Genomic DNA, 14,953 nt, shown 5'->3' with positions numbered 1-14,953 from the left:
TTCACTTCCTCGGGTCGAAGGCATCGCGAGCGGACTCGCCGATGAACACCAGCAGACTCAGCATCAAGGCCAGCACCGCAAAGGCGCTGATGCCCAGCCACGGCGCCTGCAGGTTGGATTTGCCCTGAGCCACCAATTCACCCAGGGAGGGACTGCCCGCCGGCAGGCCGAAACCGAGGAAGTCCAGGGCGGTCAGCGTACCGATGGCGCCGGTGAGGATGAACGGCATGAAGGTCATGGTCGAGACCATCGCGTTCGGCAAAATATGGCGGAACATGATCGCACCGTTCTGCATGCCCAGGGCGCGGGCGGCGCGTACGTATTCCAGGTTGCGCCCGCGCAGGAATTCGGCGCGTACCACGTCCACCAGGCTCATCCACGAGAACAGCAGCATGATCCCCAATAACCACCAGAAGTTGGGCTGCACGAAACTGGCAAGGATGATCAGCAGGTACAGCACCGGCAGCCCGGACCAGATCTCCAGGAATCGCTGCCCGGCCAGGTCCACCCAGCCGCCGTAGAAACCCTGCAAGGCCCCGGCGATCACGCCGATGATCGAGCTCAGTACGGTCAGGGTCAGGGCGAACAGTACCGAAATGCGGAAGCCGTAGATCACCCGGGCCAGCACATCACGGCCCTGATCGTCGGTGCCCAGCAGGTTATCCGTCGATGGCGGTGCCGGCGCCGGGACTTTCAGGTCGTAGTTGATGCTCTGGTAGCCATAGGGAATCGGCGCCCACAGCACCCAGGCGTCCTTGGCCTTGAGCAGTTCGCGGATGTACGGGCTCTTGTAGTTCGCCTCCAGGGGAAATTCGCCACCGAAGGTGGTTTCCGGGTAGCGCTTGAGCGCCGGGAAGTACCAGTTGTTGTCGTAATGCACCGCCAGCGGCTTGTCGTTGGCAATCAACTCGGCGCCCAGGCTGGCACCGAACAGGATCAGGAACAGCCACAGCGACCACCAGCCACGCTTGTTGGCCTTGAACAGTTCGAAGCGTCGGCGATTGAGAGGGGACAGGTTCATCTCAATGCTCCCGGCTTTCGAAGTCGATGCGCGGATCGACAAAGGTGTAGGTGAGGTCGCCGATCAGTTTCACCACCAGTCCGAGCAGGGTGAAGATGAACAGCGTGCCGAACACCACCGGGTAATCGCGGTTGATCGCTGCCTCGAAACTCATCAGGCCGAGGCCGTCGAGGGAGAAGATCACCTCCACCAGCAACGAGCCGGTGAAGAAAATGCCGATGAGGGCCGAGGGGAAACCGGCGATCACCAGCAGCATGGCGTTGCGGAACACGTGGCCGTACAGCACGCGGTGGTTGGTCAGGCCTTTGGCCCTGGCGGTGATCACGTACTGCTTGTTGATCTCGTCGAGGAAGCTGTTTTTGGTCAGCAGGGTCATGGTCGCGAAGTTGCCGATGACCAGTGCGGTCACCGGCAGCGCCAGGTGCCAGAAGTAGTCGAGGATCTTGCCGCCCATGCTCAGTTCATCGAAGTTGTTCGAGGTCAGCCCGCGCAAGGGGAACCAGTCCAGGTAACTGCCGCCGGCGAACACCACGATCAACAGGATGGCGAACAGGAACGCCGGGATCGCGTAGCCGACGATGATCGCCGAACTGGTCCAGACGTCGAAGTGGCTGCCGTGCCGCTTGGCCTTGGCGATCCCCAGCGGGATCGACACCAGGTACATGATCAGCGTGCTCCACAGCCCGAGGGAGATCGACACCGGCATCTTTTCCTTGATCAGGTCGATGACCTTGGCGTCGCGGAAGAAGCTGTCGCCGAAGTCCAGGGACGCATAGTTCTTGACCATGATCCACAGGCGTTCCGGAGCCGACTTGTCGAAGCCGTACATGTGCTCGATTTCCTTGATCAGCGCCGGGTCCAGGCCCTGGGCGCCGCGATAGGCCGAGCCTGCCACCGAGACTTCGGCACCACCGCCGGCGATGCGGCTGGTGGCGCCTTCGAAGCCTTCGAGCTTGGCGATCATCTGTTCCACCGGCCCGCCCGGAGCGGCCTGGATGATCACGAAGTTGATCAGCAGGATGCCGAACAGGGTCGGAATGATCAGCAACAGTCGCCGAAAAATATACGCCAGCATCTGATTACTCCGTGCCCGCAGGAGCGGCCTGCAGTGTGGTTTCGACTTCTATCGCCGGCTTGATGTCGGGCTTGACCCACCAGGTGGCCGTGCCGATGTCGTATTTGGGCGAGACCTTTGGATGGCCGATGTGGTTCCAGTACGCCACGCGCCAGGTCTTGATGTGCCAGTTGGGTATTACGTAATAGCCCCATTGCAGAACGCGGTCCAGCGCCCGGGCGTGGGCCACCAGGCTGTTGCGCGAATCGGCGTTGATCAGTTGCTCGACCAGTTGGTCGACCACCGGATCCTTCAGGCCCATGGAGTTGCGGCTGCCGGGCTTGTCGGCGGCGTCCGACATCCAGAATTCTCGCTGTTCGTTACCCGGCGAGTTGGATTGCGGGAAGCTGCCGACGATCATGTCGAAGTCCCGGGAACGCACGCGGTTGATGTATTGCGAGACGTCGACCCGGCGGATCACCAGATCGATACCCAGGTCGCTCAGGTTGCGCTTGAACGGCAGCAGCACCCGTTCGAACTCGGTCTGGGCCAACAGGAATTCGATGACCACCGGTTTGCCGGTGGTATCGACCATTTTGTCATCGACGATGCGCCAGCCGGCCTCCTGCAGCAGTTGATAGGCTTGTCGTTGCTGGGCGCGGATCATGCCGCTGCCGTCGGTGGTCGGGTTCTGGAAGGCTTCGCTGAACACCTGCGGTGGCAGCTTGCCGCGGAACGGCTCGAGGATCGCGATCTGATCGGCGTCAGGCAGGCTGGTGGCGGCCATTTCCGAGTTTTCGAAGTAACTGCGGGTACGCGCGTAGGCGCCGTTGAACAGTTGCTTGTTGGTCCATTCGAAATCCAGCAACAGCGACAAGGCCTGGCGCACACGCACATCCTGGAACACCGGGCGGCGCATATTGAACACGAACCCTTGCATGCCGGTCGGATTGCCGTTGGGAATCTGTTCCTTGACCAGTCGACCTTCGGTGACTGCCGGAGTGTTGTAGGCATTGGCCCAGTTTTTCGCGGTCATTTCCAGCCAGTAGTCGAACTGCCCGGCCTTGAGCGCTTCCAGGGCCACAGTGTTGTCGCGGTAGTAATCGGTGGTCATCACGTCGAAGTTGTAGAAACCGCGATTGACCGGCAGGTCCTTGCCCCAGTAATCCTTGACCCGCTCATAACGCACCGAGCGTCCGGCCTTCACTTCGCTGACCTTGTACGGGCCGCTGCCCAGCGGGATCTCCAGGTTGCCCTTGTTGAAGTCGCGGTCGGCCCACCAATGTTTGGGCAGCACCGGCAACTGGCCAAGGATCAGCGGCAGCTCGCGGTTGTTGGTGTGCTTGAACTTGAACAGCACGGTCAGCGGGTCTTCGGCGATCACTTCCGCCACGTCGCTGTAGTAGCCGCGGTACATCGGTGCGCCGTCCTTGGTCAGCATCTGGAAGCTGAACACCACATCCTCGGCGCGTACCGGATGGCCGTCATGGAAGCGTGCTTCGGGGCGCAGGTAGAAACGCACCCAGGCGTTGTCCGGGGCTTTCTCGATCAACCGGGCGATCAAGCCGTACTCGGTGAATGGCTCGTCCAGCCCTTGCTTGGCCAAGGTGTCGTAGATCATGCCGATATCGTCCGCCGGCACGCCTTTGCTGATGAACGGATTGAGGCTATCGAAGCCGCCGAAACCGGCCTGACGGAAGATTCCGCCCTTGGGTGCGTCCGGATTGACGTAGTCGAAGTGTTTGAAATCGGCCGGGTATTTCGGCGGTTCGTTATACAGGGTCACGGCATGTTGCGGGGCGGCGCTGGCCAGCCCGGCGAACAGCAGACCGCTGGCCTGCAGGAGCAGGGCACGGATGGGTTTCATTGATCTTTCTCCGAAGATTTCAGCCACCACGCGTTCAGGCCCAGAGTGTAGGGCGGCGTGGTGACGAAGGCGAGCCGGTTGCGGTACGCCAGACGGTGATAATTGAGGTACCAGTTGGGAACGATGTAGTGCTGCCACAGCAGCACGCGGTCGAGGGCCTTGCCGGCGGCGACTTGTTCATCGCGGGTCTGGGCGGCCAGCAACTGCTCGAGCAAGTGGTCGACCACCGGGTTGGTTATGCCGGCGAAGTTCTTGCTGCCCTTGACCGCGGCCTGGCTGGAGTGAAAGTACTGCCATTGTTCCAGGCCCGGGCTGAGCGTCTGGTTGAGGGTCATCAGAATCATGTCGAAATCGAACTGGTCGAGGCGCTGCTTGTATTGCGCGCGATCGACCGTGCGCAGCCGTGCGTCGATGCCGATACTGGCGAGGTTCTCGACGTAAGGCTGGAGGATGCGTTCCAGGTTCGGGTTGACCAGTAGCAGCTCCAGGCGCAACGGCTGCCCGGCGGCGTTTTGCAGGCGCTGGCCATTGAGCTTCCAGCCGGCTTCGGCGAGCAGGCCGAGGGCTTTGCGCAGCGTCTCCCGGGGGATGCCACTGCCGTCGGTCTGCGGCAGGCTGAACGGTTCGGTAAAGAGCCTGGCCGGCAGTTGCTCGCGATAGGGCTTGAGCAACAGCCATTCATGCCCGACCGGCAAACCGCTGGCCGAGAACTCGCTGTTGGGGTAGTAGCTCATGGCGCGTTGGTAGGCGCCGCCGAACAGCGTACGGTTGGTCCACTCGAAGTTGAACATCAGCCCCAGCGCTTCACGGACCCTGGCGTCCGAGAAAGCCGGACGGCGGCTGTTCATGAACAGGCCCTGGGTCTGGGTCGGGATCTGATGGGGAATCTGTGCCTTGATCACGTCACCGCGGCGTATGGCGGGGAAGTTGTAGCCGCTGTCCCAGTTCTTCGCCTGATGCTCGATATAGATATCGAATTCACCGGCCTTGAACGCCTCGAAAGCTACGTCGCTGTCGCGGTAGAACTCGACCTCCATGCGGTCGAAGTTGTACTTGCCGCGATTGACCGGCAGGTCCTTGCCCCAGTAGTCCTTGACCCGCTCAAAGACAATTTGCCGTCCTGGCGTGACCGAGGTGACGCGGTACGGCCCGCTGCCCAGCGGCGGTTCGAAAGTGGTGGCCTTGAAGTCGCGGCCTTTCCAGTAGTGCTGCGCCTGCACCGGCATTTCACCCAGGCGCAGGATCAGCAGCGGATTGCCGGCACGCTTGAACACGAAGCGAATCCGCTGCGGGTTGAGGATGTCGACTCGCTGCACTTCCTGAAGGCTGGTGCGGTACAGCGGATGGCCTTCCTTGAGCAGCACGCGATAGGAGAACGCGACGTCGTAGGCGGTGATCGGCGTGCCGTCATGGAAGCGTGCTTCGGGACGCAGGTTGAACACCACCCAGCTGCGGTTCTCGTTGTACTCCACCGACTGGGCGATCAGGCCATAGCTGGACGCGGGCTCGTCACCCGAAGGCGCGTATTGCCCGGTACCGACCATCAGCGGCTCGTTGAGCTCGTTGATGCCGTATTGCAGGAAACTCGGCGTGGTGACCGGGCTCGTGCCCTTGAAGGTGTACGGGTTGAGCGTGTCGAACGTGCCAAACGCCATGACCCGCAACGTACCGCCCTTGGGCGCTTGCGGGTTGACCCAGTCGAAGTGGGTAAATCGGGCCGGGTACTTGAGCGTGCCGAACTGCGCATAACCATGGCTTTCGCTGATCGTCGCGCTTGCGGTGGAGCTCAAGGCCAGGCTGATCAGGAGCAGGGGCAGGGGACGCTTCAAATAGGGGATCCGATCCAGGCGGCTTGTGCTTTGTGGACCGTACAGTAACAGCTTGTATGGACAGGAAAAAGACGGGGGATTTGAGCGGTTGCAATCCTGTAGGAGCGAGCTTGCTCGCGAAGAACCTGAGGGCGCGGCATTTATCCAGAATGCCCGCGTTATCGTTGGCGACTTTCGCGAGCAATCGAGCGTCGACCGGCTGCTCCTACAGTTTTAGTGCGGATTGGCCACCGTCAACATCTGACCAGGCTTCAGCGCCTGACCAACACGCGGGTTCCAGCGCTTGAGATGCTGCATCTCTACGTTGAAGCGCTTGGCCACGATGTACAGCGAGTCGCCTTGCTGGACCTTGTACGTGGTCTGCTGCTTCTTGGTATTGGCTGCAATCACGGTGTTGACGCGCCCGGAGCTGCGTTTGCTGGTGTCCTGCATGACCAGGGTCTGGCCGGGCTTGAGGTTCTTGCCGCTCAGTTTGTTCCAGCGTTGCAGGTCCTTCACGTCGACGTTGTTGGCCTTGGCGATGGAGCCGAGGTTGTCTCCCCGCTTGACCCGGTAGGAACGCTTGACGCTGGCGACCTGGGTGTCGTCGGCACCTTCGAAGACCGGCTTGAGCGATTTCTTGCTGATCAGTTCTTCAGGACGCATGGTCTGCAGGCTGCTGGTCAGCAGTTGTGCCTTGGAAGTCGGCACCAGCAGATGTTGCGGGCCATCAAGGGTGGTGGTGCGCTGCTTGAAGGCCGGGTTGAGCTGGAACAGTTCGTCTTCGTCGATGTTGGCGACTTCAGCAACCTTGGACAGGTCCATGCGCTGGTTGATTTCGACGACCTGGAAGTAGGGTTCGTTGGCGATCGGGTTGAGGTTCACGCCATAGGCTTCCGGCGCCATCACCACTTGCGACAGTGCCAGCAACTTCGGCACGTAGGCCTGGGTTTCGGAGGGCAGCGGCAGGTTCCAGTAGTCGGTTGGCAGGCCGAGGCGTTCGTTGCGCTCGATGGCCCGGCTGACGGTGCCTTCGCCGGCGTTGTAGGCCGCCAGGGCCAGCATCCAGTCTCCGTTGAACATGTCGTGCAGGCGGGTCAGGTAATCCAGCGCGGCGGTGGTCGACGCGGTGATATCGCGGCGGCCATCATAGAAACGGGTTTGACGCAGGTTGAAGTAACGCCCGGTGGACGGGATGAACTGCCAAAGACCCACCGCGTTGGCCCGGGAATAGGCCATCGGGTTGTAGGCACTTTCAATCACTGGCAGCAGCGCCAGTTCCAGCGGCATGTTGCGTTCTTCAAGGCGCTCGACGATGTAGTGAATGTAGAGGCTGCCACGCTCGCCGGCGTTTTCGAGGAAAGTTGGATTGCTGGCGAACCACAGGCGCTGTTGCTCGATGCGCGGGTTGACGCCCAGCCCGTCCTGCAACTGGAAGCCCTGGCGCATGCGCTCCCAGACGTCCTGGGGAATTTGCGGGCTGGGTTTTTCGCTGAGCCAGATCGGCTTCTGCTTGGCGCGCGCGGCAATGTTCTGCGTGTGCGCCGCATCGGTCTGCGGCGCATGGCTGGAACAGCCCGCCAGGGTGGCGGACACAGCCACCGCAATGGCTTGAGCCAAGCGGGTCAATGCGTCTGAACTGATGGCTTTGCGAATAGGTGACGACATTGGCTGGAAGTAAGTTCCGGGCAAAAATGTCGGGCGATTCTAGAAAGCGCACCCTGCGCGGTCAACCTTTCAGAATTGTTGCAATCTTGAGAAGCCGCTTTAGAACCTGTCTTTCCACGCTCGAAGCGCAGCAAAAACCATATCGGGCGCCGAGTTATCGGTGCCGGTCCGTTCGTCCGCTTTTTCTTTAACGGATGTTTCACCGGAGCGCAAAAACGGGTTTGTGAGCTTTTCCAGCGCCAGTGTCGAGGGCAGCGTCATGATCCCGGATTCCCGTTGGCGGGTGACTTTGGCCAGGCGCTCGGCGGTGTCCGGGTTGTTCGGTTCGACGGCCGCGGCAAACTTCAGGTTGCTGAGGGTGTATTCGTGAGTGCAGTACACCAGCGTGTCTTCCGGCAACCCGGCGAGGCGTGTCAGCGAGCTGTACATTTGCTGTGGCGTGCCTTCGAACAGGCGTCCGCAGCCGGCGGCAAACAGTGTGTCGCCGCAGAACAGCAAGCCGTGATGGTAATAGGCGATGTGCCCCAAGGTGTGGCCAGGGACCGCGAGGACGTCGAAGTCCCGGCCGAGCACGCTGACCTTGTCGTTGTCCTTGAGCGCAACGTCCCGCGCCGGGATCGTTTCGCTGGCCGGACCATAGACTTTCGCGTCCGTCGCTTTTTTCAGCTGTTCGACGCCGCCGACGTGGTCATGATGGTGATGAGTGATCAAAATATCACTCAGTACCCAGCCCGGATTGGCCGCGAGCCAGGCTTGCACGGGGGCGGCATCACCCGGGTCGACGACCGCGCAGCGCTTGCTGCCGTGGTCTTGTAACAACCAGATGTAGTTGTCGGTGAAGGCGGGCAGGGCTGTGATCTGTATCATCGTCGGATTCGCCAAGCGGAAAACATTGGCGCATCTTAGAACTTCCTGGCGCGTTGGAGAATGCAATGACTGATAAAGCGTTCGCACAAGCCGATCCTGACTGGCTGGCGTTGATCAGCGCCGCCCGCGAGTGGCTGGCCGGTCCCCTCGGGCAATTTCTGCTGGACGAAGAGCGGCGCATGCTCGAAGACGAGCTCGGGCGGTTCTTTGGTGGCTATCTGGTGCATTACGGTCCCTCGGCCCAGACCCCGCCGTCGGCCCCGCAGGTGCAGCGCAATGTGCGTCTTGGCGCGCCGTTGCCGGGGGTCGAGATCGTATGCGAGGAACAGGCCTGGCCGCTGAGCGAGCATGCCGCCGATGTGGTGGTGCTGCAGCATGGCCTGGATTTCTGCCTGTCGCCCCACGGTCTGCTTCGCGAGGCGGCCAGCAGCGTACGCCCCGGCGGGCATTTGCTGATCATCGGCATCAACCCCTGGAGCAGTTGGGGCCTGCGGCATGTGTTTGCCCAGGATGCGCTGCGCAAGGCGCGCTGCATTTCGCCGTCGCGGGTCGCGGACTGGCTGAACCTGCTGGGCTTCGCGCTGGAGAAACGCCGCTTCGGGTGCTATCGTCCGCCGCTTGCGTCACCGGCGTGGCAGAGCCGCCTGGCCGGTTGGGAGCGCAAGGCCGGTGACTGGCAATTGTCGGGCGGCGGCTTCTATTTATTGGTGGCGCGCAAGATCGTGGTGGGCCTGCGACCGGTCCGTCAGGAGCGGCGCGAACCAATGGGCAAGCTGATCCCGTTGCCGATGGCCAAGGTCAACCGGCGCAACATCGAACCGTAATACACACTTTTCATTTGCGGCCGGGCCTGTCCCGGCTTCGGGCGTCGTCGGTCAGCGATCGGCGGGCCAGCGCATTTTCTGGATAGATTGGCATGAGCGATAGCGTAGAACTGTTCACCGACGGCGCCTGCAAAGGCAACCCCGGCCCTGGCGGCTGGGGCGCACTGCTGGTGTGCAAGGGCGTCGAAAAGGAGTTGTGGGGCGGCGAAGCCAATACCACCAACAACCGCATGGAACTGATGGGCGCGATCCGTGGCCTGGAAGAACTCAAGCGTCCTTGCGAGGTGCTGCTGGTGACCGACTCCCAGTACGTGATGAAAGGCATCAACGAGTGGATGGACAACTGGAAGAAGCGCGGCTGGAAAACCGCGGCGAAGGAGCCGGTGAAAAACGCTGACCTGTGGAAGTTGCTCGACGAGCAGGTCAACCGCCACAAGGTCACCTGGAAATGGGTGCGCGGGCACATTGGCCATCACGGCAACGAACGGGCCGACCAGTTGGCCAACCGTGGCGTGGATGAAGTGCGCGGGTACAAGCAGGGCTGATTCGGGTTCGACCGCTGGACCGAGTCGTGGCCTTCGCGAGCAAGCCCGCTCCCACACTGGATCTCGATGAGCCTAAAGTTGTGTGCAAACCTCGATCCCCTGTGGGAGCGGGCTTGCTCGCGAAGGCGGCGACTCGGTGTATCTGAAAGACCCCGGCGAGCGTGTTAACATCGCCGCTTTTGCACGATTGACCGATTGAGAGCTGAGCACTGATGGCCACCAGATCCGTTGTACTCGACACCGAAACCACCGGCATGCCGGTGACCGACGGCCACCGGATTATCGAAATCGGTTGTGTCGAGTTGATCGGCCGACGCCTGACGGGCCGGCACTTTCACGTGTACCTGCAACCGGATCGCGAAAGTGACGAGGGCGCGATTGGCGTCCACGGCATCACCAACGAATTCCTCGTGGGCAAGCCGCGTTTTGCCGAGGTGGCCGAAGAGTTCTTCGAGTTCATCAAGGGCGCGCAGCTGATCATCCATAACGCGGCGTTCGACGTTGGCTTCATCAACAACGAATTCGCCCTGATGGGCCAGCAGGACCGCGCGGACATCACGCAGCACTGCTCGATCCTCGACACCCTGATGATGGCCCGGGAACGTCACCCGGGGCAGCGCAACAGCCTCGACGCCCTGTGCAAACGCTATGGCGTCGACAACTCCGGCCGTGAACTGCACGGCGCCTTGCTCGACTCCGAGATTCTCGCCGACGTCTACCTGACCATGACCGGGGGGCAGACCAGTCTGTCCCTGGCCGGCAACGCCTCCGATGGCAATGGCTCGGGTGAAGGGGCGGACAACTCGGCCACCGAGATTCGTCGTTTGCCGGCGGACCGCCAGCCAACGCGCATCATCCGCGCCAGCGAAGACGACCTGGCCCGCCACGCGGCGCGCCTGGAAATCATCGGCAAATCCGCGGGTGCCCCGGCGTTGTGGGTGCAGTTGGCTGAGGCTGAAGCGCAGGCTTGACCCTTTCAAAAAAAGGGACACCTTGTGACCCATTTCAGGGCATCGCACTCGCCACATCCCCTGCAACACTCTACCCTGAGGTGATTGGCAGGCTCTGGTCTGCCGCCTCAGGACACTGAGCCTCATGTATAAAGACTTGAAATTCCCGGTCCTGATTGTCCATCGCGACATCAAGGCCGACAGCGTCGCCGGTGACCGCGTGCGGGGGATTGCCCGGGAACTGGAGCAGGAAGGGTTCAGCGTCGTTTCGGCGGTGGACTACACCGAAGGACGTCTGGTGGCATCGACTTACCATGGCCTGTCCTGCATGTTGATCGCCTCTGAAGACGCCAGTACCCACTCCCATCTGTTACAAAATATGGCCGAACTGATCGGACTGGCGCGGGTGCGTGCGCCGGATCTGCCGATCTTCGCCCTGGGCGAAAAAGTGACCCTGGAAAACGCGCCCGCCGACGCCATGGCCGAACTCAACCAGTTGCGCGGCATTCTTTACCTGTTCGAGGACACCGTGCCCTTTCTCGCCCGGCAGGTGGCCCGCGCCGCGCGCAAATACCTCGATGGTCTGCTGCCACCATTTTTCAAGGCGTTGGTGCAACACACGGCGGACTCCAACTACTCCTGGCACACCCCCGGTCACGGCGGTGGCGTGGCGTATCACAAAAGTCCGGTCGGGCAGGCGTTTCACCAGTTTTTCGGGGAAAACACCCTGCGCTCGGACCTTTCGGTGTCGGTGCCGGAGCTCGGCTCCTTGCTCGATCACACTGGTCCCCTGGCTGAAGCGGAGGCCCGCGCGGCACGCAATTTCGGCGCCGATCACACCTTTTTCGTGATCAATGGCACCTCCACGGCCAACAAGATTGTCTGGCACTCGGTGGTCGCCCGCGATGACCTGGTGCTGGTGGATCGCAATTGCCACAAGTCGGTGCTGCACTCGATCATCATGACCGGCGCGATCCCGCTGTACCTGTGTCCGGAACGTAATGAACTGGGGATCATCGGCCCGATTCCCCTGAGTGAGTTCAGCCGCGAATCGATCCAGGCCAAGATCGACGCCAGTCCGCTGACCAAGGGTCGTTCGCCGAAGGTCAAGCTCGCGGTGGTGACCAATTCGACCTATGACGGCCTCTGCTACAACGCCGAGCTGATCAGGCAGCAACTGGGCAATAGCGTTGAGGTACTGCACTTCGACGAGGCCTGGTACGCCTATGCGGCGTTTCATGAATTTTTTGCCGGGCGCTACGGCATGGGCACGTCCCGTGATGAAGACAGCCCGTTGGTGTTCACCACCCATTCGACCCACAAGTTGCTGGCGGCCTTCAGTCAGGCGTCGATGATTCACGTGCGCGATGGCGGTGCGCGGCAACTGGATCGGGATCGCTTCAACGAAGCGTTCATGATGCACATCTCGACCTCGCCGCAGTACGGCATCATCGCCTCGCTGGATGTGGCTTCGGCGATGATGGAAGGGCCGGCCGGGCGTTCGTTGTTGCAGGAAATGTTCGACGAAGCCCTGAGTTTTCGCCGGGCACTGGCCAATTTGCGCCAGCACATTGCCGCGGATGACTGGTGGTTTTCGATCTGGCAGCCGCCGTCGGCGCAAGGCATCGACCGGGTCGTCACCGAGGACTGGTTGCTGCAGCCCGATGCCGACTGGCACGGCTTTGGCGGCGTGACCGACGATTATGTGTTGCTCGACCCGATCAAGGTCACGCTGGTGATGCCGGGATTGACCGCCGGTGGCGCCCTCAGCGCGCGCGGGATTCCGGCGGCGGTGGTCAGCAAGTTCCTTTGGGAGCGTGGCCTGGTGGTCGAGAAGACCGGGCTGTATTCGTTCCTGGTGTTGTTCTCCATGGGCATCACCAAGGGCAAGTGGAGCACGCTGCTCACCGAACTGCTGGAGTTCAAGCGCAGCTACGACGCCAATGTCAGTCTGGCCAGTTGCCTGCCCTGCGTGGCACAAGAGAATGTCGCGCGCTATCAGGGCATGGGCCTGCGTGATCTGTGCGATCAGTTACATGCCTGTTATCGCAGCAACGCCACCGCCAGGCACCTCAAGCGCATGTACACCGTATTGCCGGAAGTCGCGATGAAGCCGGCGGACGCCTATGATCAATTGGTGCGCGGTGAAGTCGAGGCCGTGTCGATCGATGCGCTGGACGGGCGGATCGCGGCGGTGATGCTGGTGCCGTATCCACCTGGCATTCCGCTGATCATGCCGGGCGAGCGTTTTACCGAGTCGACCCGCTCGATCATCGATTACCTGGCATTTGCCCGCACGTTCGATAGCAGTTTTCCGGGGTTCGTTGCTGATGTGCACGGATTGCAACATGAAGATCAGGGCAGTGGGCGGTGCTACACCGTCGATTGCATCAAGGAATGAGGACCTTTCCCAGTATGCAGCCGGTTATAAATCCGATTTTCCCAGGGTTGTCGGTACGGGTTGCCGACGAGGGTTTTGCCGCCTATATCTGGGGCAGTGATTTCAGTTTTGAAGTCGCGGCCTACGGTTCGGCCGAAATAGGCAAGCCGGTGGCACAGTGGCCGGTCACCCCGATCACGCCTTATCGCAAGTGCTACGGCATCGACCCGGAGGAATTCAGCAGCTTTCGCGATGGCGACGACAGCGCGATTTTCATGGCGTATCTGGATGACCAGCCCGTGGGGCACCTGGTGGTCAGCACCAACTGGAACGGCTTTGCCCATATCGACGAGTTGGCGGTGCACGCACCGGCCCGGCGGCATGGCGTGGCCAAGGCCCTGCTGGATGTGGCGCAATTCTGGAGCCGCAAGAAAAAGCTCCCGGGCATCATGCTCGAAACCCAGAACAACAACCTGGGGGCCTGCAGGCTCTATGAACGCTGCGGTTACTTGATTGGCGGGATCGATCATCTGCGCTATCGCGGCATCGATCCGAATACCGCCGAAGTGGCGCTGTTCTGGTACCGATTGTTCGAAAACCCGCTGGAAAACCCGTTCAGCTCGTCAGCATCGCCGCGGCTTGTTCCGTGACGATGGTTAACAGTGCCTGAACCGCCGGAGAAGGTTCGGCGTTTTTCAGGGTCAGGGCGTAGAGGCTGATCGGGACCGCTGGCGCGAGCGGGCAGGCGTCCAGGCCCGAGGCTTTGGCGCCGAGGGCGGTGAAGGGGTCGACGATGGCCAGGCCTTCGCCGGCCTCGACCATGCTGCGCATCATCTGATGCGTCTGGACCCGGGTCTGAATCACCGGGGCAGGGCGCAAACCGTGCAGTTTGTTTTCCAGCGCCGGGCTCAACGGGTCGTGCCCTTCCAGGCCGATCATTGATTGACCGGCCAGATCCTGTAGTGAAATGTATTTCTGTTTCGGTTGCAGCCAGCCATGGGGGGCGAGCAACTGAAGTTTGCCCTGGGCAATCACCTGGCAATCGAGGTCGGCGTGATCGGGGTCATGCAGGCTCAGGCCCAGATCGCTGTCACGCAGCAGCAGGCTTCTGACGATGTCGCGGGTCGGCTGGCTCAGCAGTGTGCAAGGCGCGTCGGGCAGGCGTCGGCGCAGGGCCGCGATGCTGTGTGGCAACAATTGGTTGGCCAGAGGCGGGGTGCAGATGATGCGCAGCGGTGGCGCCAGGTATTGCCTGAGGCTGTTGGCCAGGCGCTGCACCGGTTCAAGCGCATCGTAGACCCGGGCAATTTCCACCTGCAATTCCCGCGCTTCGCGGGTGGCCTGCAATCGTCCGCGAACGCTGGCGAACAGCATGAAACCCAACTGATCCTCGGCGTCGCGTAGCAAGCGCTCGACTTCGGCCACCGGCAACTGCAGCCATTCGGCGGCGGTGCCCAGGTGACCGGTCTGCAAGAGCGCCTGGATCACTTCGATATGGCGTAAGCGCATGCGTGAAGTCCATGTTCAGCAAGTGGAGGAGTCAGTGGCTGAATCCTACCCCAAGTCCGCGCTTATGACTTCTGCTCATAACGACGGGTTATGAAACGCTGGCGGTTTGCGGTTCGCGGGTAATGGTCACGCCGGTTTGCACCAGCATGAACTCATTGTCGTCGACCTTGTTGACTCGGTCGCCAATGGCCAGCTTGTAGGTGGTGACAGGCCCTGAACCGTCTGCCGCCGGGGCGGAGTCCTGGAACTCGTGCACCGAATAAATACGGCCCTCCGCATCTCTTGCATGGAACTGACCGACGAGTACTGCTGCCATCTTTAGAGCCTCTGGAGATAAATCACTCAATTTGCGGCACTGTAGACCGTACTTGGGCGAGGTAAGTTTTCCTACGGAAAAAAAATAGTCAGGGACGGTGTTTTCGGTCGCCCGCTGCTTGAATCGTCATCTATAACTACAAGC

At 61.3% G+C, this 14,953-nt stretch carries 13 protein-coding genes; 5 read left to right on the top strand and 8 right to left on the bottom strand.

Features of this window, described 5'->3' with window-relative positions; all coding sequences use genetic code 11:
• Window position 1: 1 nt before the first annotated feature.
• From AC3IT6_RS16155 to gloB, 6 genes are all read right to left on the bottom strand, one after another.
• Window positions 2-1,021, bottom strand: a complete 1,020-nt coding sequence (locus AC3IT6_RS16155) for an ABC transporter permease (RefSeq protein WP_223441791.1) — start codon at window positions 1,019-1,021, stop codon at window positions 2-4.
• A gap of 1 nt (window position 1,022) precedes the next feature.
• On the bottom strand, window positions 1,023-2,096 hold the full coding sequence (locus AC3IT6_RS16150; protein ID WP_008051869.1) for a microcin C ABC transporter permease YejB: 1,074 nt from the start codon (window positions 2,094-2,096) through the stop codon (window positions 1,023-1,025).
• 4 nt (window positions 2,097-2,100) lie between these two features.
• Window positions 2,101-3,942, bottom strand: a complete 1,842-nt coding sequence (locus AC3IT6_RS16145; protein WP_489351073.1) for an extracellular solute-binding protein — start codon at window positions 3,940-3,942, stop codon at window positions 2,101-2,103.
• Complete coding sequence (locus AC3IT6_RS16140) at window positions 3,939-5,759, bottom strand: extracellular solute-binding protein (protein WP_489356590.1); 1,821 nt, start codon at window positions 5,757-5,759, stop codon at window positions 3,939-3,941. The genes AC3IT6_RS16145 and AC3IT6_RS16140 overlap by 4 nt, the downstream gene beginning before the upstream one ends.
• A gap of 225 nt (window positions 5,760-5,984) precedes the next feature.
• The gene (locus AC3IT6_RS16135) at window positions 5,985-7,418 is read right to left on the bottom strand and encodes a transglycosylase SLT domain-containing protein (RefSeq protein ID WP_489351071.1); all 1,434 of its coding nucleotides are present in this window, start codon (window positions 7,416-7,418) and stop codon (window positions 5,985-5,987) included.
• A 99-nt stretch (window positions 7,419-7,517) separates the two neighbouring features.
• Window positions 7,518-8,285 carry a hydroxyacylglutathione hydrolase gene (gene gloB, locus AC3IT6_RS16130; RefSeq protein ID WP_489356588.1) on the bottom strand — a complete coding sequence of 256 codons (768 nt, stop codon included), beginning with the start codon at window positions 8,283-8,285 and terminating at the stop codon, window positions 7,518-7,520.
• A gap of 65 nt (window positions 8,286-8,350) precedes the next feature.
• On the opposite strand from gloB, the gene AC3IT6_RS16125 reads away from it, so the two are divergent.
• The 5 genes from AC3IT6_RS16125 to AC3IT6_RS16105 all read left to right on the top strand — a co-directional run bounded on the left by AC3IT6_RS16125 (window position 8,351) and on the right by AC3IT6_RS16105 (window position 13,634).
• Entirely contained in the window at window positions 8,351-9,109 is a 759-nt protein-coding gene (locus AC3IT6_RS16125; RefSeq protein WP_489351069.1) for a class I SAM-dependent methyltransferase, read from the top strand.
• 92 nt (window positions 9,110-9,201) lie between these two features.
• On the top strand, window positions 9,202-9,654 hold the full coding sequence (gene rnhA, locus AC3IT6_RS16120; protein WP_007979123.1) for a ribonuclease HI: 453 nt from the start codon (window positions 9,202-9,204) through the stop codon (window positions 9,652-9,654).
• Window positions 9,655-9,866: 212 nt separating this feature from the next.
• Window positions 9,867-10,625: a DNA polymerase III subunit epsilon gene (gene dnaQ / locus AC3IT6_RS16115; RefSeq protein WP_046037200.1), complete on the top strand. Its 759-nt coding sequence runs from the start codon at window positions 9,867-9,869 to the stop codon at window positions 10,623-10,625.
• 124 nt (window positions 10,626-10,749) lie between these two features.
• Window positions 10,750-13,005 carry an Orn/Lys/Arg family decarboxylase gene (locus tag AC3IT6_RS16110; protein ID WP_489351067.1) on the top strand — a complete coding sequence of 752 codons (2,256 nt, stop codon included), beginning with the start codon at window positions 10,750-10,752 and terminating at the stop codon, window positions 13,003-13,005.
• Window positions 13,006-13,019: 14 nt separating this feature from the next.
• A complete protein-coding gene (locus AC3IT6_RS16105) occupies window positions 13,020-13,634 on the top strand; it encodes a GNAT family N-acetyltransferase (protein ID WP_489351065.1) in 615 nt (204 codons plus the stop codon).
• Here the strand turns inward: AC3IT6_RS16105 and AC3IT6_RS16100 are convergent.
• Window positions 13,600-14,493 carry a LysR family transcriptional regulator gene (locus tag AC3IT6_RS16100; RefSeq protein WP_489351063.1) on the bottom strand — a complete coding sequence of 298 codons (894 nt, stop codon included), beginning with the start codon at window positions 14,491-14,493 and terminating at the stop codon, window positions 13,600-13,602. The two genes, AC3IT6_RS16105 and AC3IT6_RS16100, sit on opposite strands and share 35 nt — an antisense overlap.
• Window positions 14,494-14,581: 88 nt before the next feature.
• Entirely contained in the window at window positions 14,582-14,809 is a 228-nt protein-coding gene (locus tag AC3IT6_RS16095; RefSeq protein ID WP_489351061.1) for a hypothetical protein, read from the bottom strand.
• Between the last annotated feature and the right edge of the window lie 144 nt (window positions 14,810-14,953).

The sequence above is a fragment of the Pseudomonas sp. KH_017 genome (genome assembly GCF_057840285.1).
This window is presented reverse-complemented; position numbering and strand designations above follow the sequence as displayed.